The 3,662-nt window shown below is 75.7% G+C and carries 4 protein-coding genes; all 4 read right to left on the bottom strand.

Annotated elements, in window-relative coordinates; translation table 11 throughout:
* Positions 1–986: branched-chain amino acid ABC transporter permease (locus tag GV126_RS34160; RefSeq protein ID WP_201299984.1), on the bottom strand; the 986-nt coding region annotated here is incomplete at its 3' end.
* Positions 979–1,875 (bottom strand): branched-chain amino acid ABC transporter permease, encoded by an 897-nt coding sequence (locus GV126_RS34155; protein WP_159675116.1) that lies wholly within the window; start codon positions 1,873–1,875, stop codon positions 979–981. The genes GV126_RS34160 and GV126_RS34155, both read right to left, overlap by 8 nt.
* Positions 1,872–2,672 (bottom strand): ABC transporter ATP-binding protein, encoded by an 801-nt coding sequence (locus GV126_RS34150; RefSeq protein WP_159675114.1) that lies wholly within the window; start codon positions 2,670–2,672, stop codon positions 1,872–1,874. The genes GV126_RS34155 and GV126_RS34150 overlap by 4 nt, the downstream gene beginning before the upstream one ends.
* Positions 2,669–3,460, bottom strand: a complete 792-nt coding sequence (locus tag GV126_RS34145; RefSeq protein WP_159675112.1) for an ABC transporter ATP-binding protein — start codon at positions 3,458–3,460, stop codon at positions 2,669–2,671. The genes GV126_RS34150 and GV126_RS34145 overlap by 4 nt, the downstream gene beginning before the upstream one ends.
* Positions 3,461–3,662: the final 202 nt, after the last annotated feature.

Raw genomic sequence — 3,662 nt, 5'->3', positions numbered from 1 at the left:
GGGGCGTACAGCAGGATCAGGACGATCGCGGCGCCGTACAGGTAGCGGGCGGCCTCGGTCGGGCCGATCGAGCCGTCGCCGGACCCGGGGGCCGCGACCAGCGGCAGCCGGTCGGCGTAGCGCGTCATCAGCAGGGGCAGCGCGGTGACGAAGACCGCGCCGACGGTGGCTCCGGCGACGGAGCCGAGGCCGCCGATGACGATCATGGCGAGGTAGTCGACGGACAGGGCGAGGGAGAAGTAGTCGGGCACCACGCGCCGGAAGGACAGGGCGAGCAGGACGCCGGCGAGGCCGGCGTACAGGGAGGAGACGACGAACGCCGCCGAGCGGTAGCGGGCGACGTGCACGCCCATCACGGACGCGGCGGTCTCGCTGTCGCGCAGGGCGGCCAGGGCGCGGCCGGGGCGGCCGCGGAGCAGGCCGCGGGCGGTGGACCAGGTCAGCGCGAACAGGGCGAGGCCCAGGTACCACAGGCGTTCCTCGGCGCCGAACGGCACGCCGAGGACGGTGAGTCCGTCGCCCTGGTCGAAGGCGAAGCCGCCGATCCGCAGCGGCGGGACGGAGCGGCCGTTGAAGCCGCCGGGGACGGAGTCGGCGGTGAGCAGGACGGGGGGGCCGAGGAAGACCAGGGCGAGGGGGGCCACGCCGAGGGAGACGCCCTTGACCCGGCCGGCGACGGGGCTGAACAGGCCGCCGGCGGCGCCGGCGAGGAGGACCGCGAGGACGGCGGCGAGGGCGGGCGGCAGGCCCGGTCCGGGCTCGCCGGCCAGCCATACGTAGCCGTAGGCGCCGACGGCGAGGAAGAAGGCGTGGCCGAGGGAGAGCTGCCCGGCGGTGCCGCTGAGCAGGCCGAGGCCGACGGCGCCGATGGCGGCGGCCATGGAGAACAGGCCGATGCGCAGCCAGAAGGCGTCCAGGTAGAAGGGCAGGGCGCACAGCAGCAGGACGGGGAGCAGCCGTCCGCCGCGCTTGAGGAGGTCAGACACGGGCAGCCCCCTTCGCCGCGAACAGCCCGGCGGGACGGACCAGCAGGACGAGGACCATCACGGCGTACGGGGCGACGTCGCCGAAGCCGTCGCCGAGGAAGCGCAGGTCGGACTGGTAGCCGGTGACGAGGGCCTCGGTGAGGCCGATGAGCAGCGAGCCGGCCAGGGCGCCGACCGGGGAGGCCATGCCGCCGAGGATCGCGGCCGGGAACGCCGTGAGGGCCAGCTGCCCGGTGGTGCGTTCCAGACCGGGGGCCGGGAAGGCGGCGAGGAACACGGCGGCCAGGGCGGCGAGCGCGCCGGCCAGGCACCAGGCGAGCATGCGCACCCTGCTCAGGCGTACGCCCATGAGCGCGGCGGCCTCGGCGTCCTCGGCAGCGGCGCGCAGCGCCAGGCCCCAGGGGGTGTACCGGAACAGCGCGAAGACGCCGCCGATCGCCACGGCCGAGACGACGACGGCGGCAATACGGCTGTCGGCGACGGTGGTCGGCCCCAGGTGGGTCACCGCGTCGCCCCACGGGTCGCCGAGGCTGAGCAGGTCGCCGCCGATGCGCCGGGTCAGGTCGGTGGCGAGGACGATGTCGACGCCGATGGTGGCGATGGTCGCCACGTGGGCGGCGTGCGGGTCGGTGCCGATCCGCTGGAGGACCAGCCGGTCCAGTGCTCCGGCGACGGCCGCCGTCACCAGGACGGCGAGGGCGAGGGCCCCGGCGAAGCCGCGGTCGTCGTGGAGGAGCGCGACGAGGTAGCCGCCGAGCAGCAGCAGCGAGCCGTGGGTGAAGCTGAGGACGCCGGACGCCTTGAAGACGGTGACGAAGCCGAGGGCGATCAGGGCGTGGACGGAGCCGAGGGCCAGGCCGTCGAAGAGGGTGTCGAGCAGGCCGGTCATGCCGCGTCCTCCCCCGGGGTGTCGGTGCCGAGGTAGGCGCGCAGCACCTCGGGGTCGCGGCGGACCTCGTCGGGGGTGCCGTGGGCGATGCGGCGGCCGAAGTCGAGGACGGTGACCTCGTCGGCCAGGCGCATCACCAGACCCATGTCGTGCTCCACGAGGACGACGGACAGCCCGAGTTCGGCGCGTACGTCCCGCACGACCTCGGTGGTGCGGGCCCGTTCGGCGGCGTTCATGCCGGCCACGGGTTCGTCGAGCAGCAGCACGCGGGGCTCCAGGCAGAGGGCGCGGGCGAGTTCCACGCGTTTGCGGTCGCCGTAGGACAGGAGGGCGACCGGGGTGTCGAAGAGGCCGCCCAGGCCGGTGAGGTCGGCGATCCTGCGGGCCTCGGCGAGGTGGGCGCGCTGTTCCCGGACGGCTCGGGGCAGGCGCAGGGCGCTGGCGGCGAACCCGGCGCGGGTCAGGGCGTGGCGGCCGAGCATCAGGTTGTCGGCGACCGTGCCCTGCGTGGTGACGATGTTCTGGAAGGTGCGGGCGACACCGAGGGCGGCGATGCGGTGCGGGGCGAGCCGGGTCAGGTCCCGCGCACCGAGCCGGACGCTGCCGGAGGCGGGCCGGTACAGGCCGGACAGGACGTTGAAGCACGTGGACTTGCCGGCCCCGTTGGGGCCGATGAGGGCGTGCACGGTGCCCGGGGCGACGGTGAAGGAGACGTCGTCGAGGGCGGTCAGGCCGGCGAAGCGCACGGTGACGTGCTCGGCGGTCAGCGGGGGCGGCGGGTCGGTACGGGCGCTCACGCGGCCCCCTGACCGTCGGCGGCCTCGGGGCTCCCGCCGAGGTAGAGGCGGCGGACGGCGTCCGTGCGGGCGAGTTCGGCGGCGGGACCGGACAGGCGGACCTCGCCGACCTCCAGGACGTGGGCGTGGTCGGCGAGGGAGAGGGCCAGGCCGGCGTTCTGCTCGACGAGCAGGACGGCGGTGCCCTGGGCGTTGATCTCGTCGATCACCTCGCCGATGCGCCGGACCATCATCGGGGCCAGGCCGAGGGAGGGTTCGTCGAGCAGGAGCAGGCGGGGCGCGACCATCAGGGCCCGGCCGATGGCCAGCATCTGCTGCTCGCCGCCGGAGAGCAGGCCGGCGGGCCGGCGGGCGCGTTCGGCCAGCCGCGGGAAGAGCGCGAGGACGCGGTCGCGGGCCTGGCGGGCCTGGGCGGGGGCGCGCCGGGGCAGGCCGAGCCGGCCGGCCCGCAGATTCTCCTCGACGGTGAGCCCTGCGAAGATCCGCCTGCCCTCGGGCACCTGGACGATCCCGGCGCGGACGGCGGCGACGGGGTCACGGCCGTCGAGGACGGTGTCGCCGTAGCGGACGCGGCCGGCGGTGATCGCGCCGCGGTGCAGGCGCAGCGTGCCGGAGACGGCCCGCAGCAGCGTCGTCTTGCCGGCGCCGTTGGCACCGAGCAGCGCGACGACGTCGCCGTGCGGGACGGTCAGCGACACGGAACGCAGGGCGGACAGGGCGCGGCCGTACGTCACGTCGAGTTCCTCGACGCGCAGCGCGGGCGCGTCGTCCGGTGGGGCTTCGGGCATCGCGGCTCCTTGACGCCGTGCCGGTGCGGACCGGCACGGTCGGTGGTGTTCGAACGGGCGTGGGTCCCGGGCGTCCGGAAGGAACGCGCGCTCACGACAGCACGGGCACCGCAGGCCGGTACAGCGCTCGGCCCGCGGTCGCTGCGGCGTCCCAGTCCGGGGGCGGGGAGTCTGTGCGGACGCCCAGGGGACGGCGGGCGGC

This window comes from Streptomyces mexicanus (assembly GCF_902506575.1).
In the GTDB taxonomy this organism is placed as follows: Bacteria; Actinomycetota; Actinomycetes; order Streptomycetales; family Streptomycetaceae; genus Streptomyces; species Streptomyces mexicanus.
The sequence above is the reverse complement of the archived record's forward strand: the minus strand, read 5'-3'. Positions and strand labels throughout refer to the sequence as shown.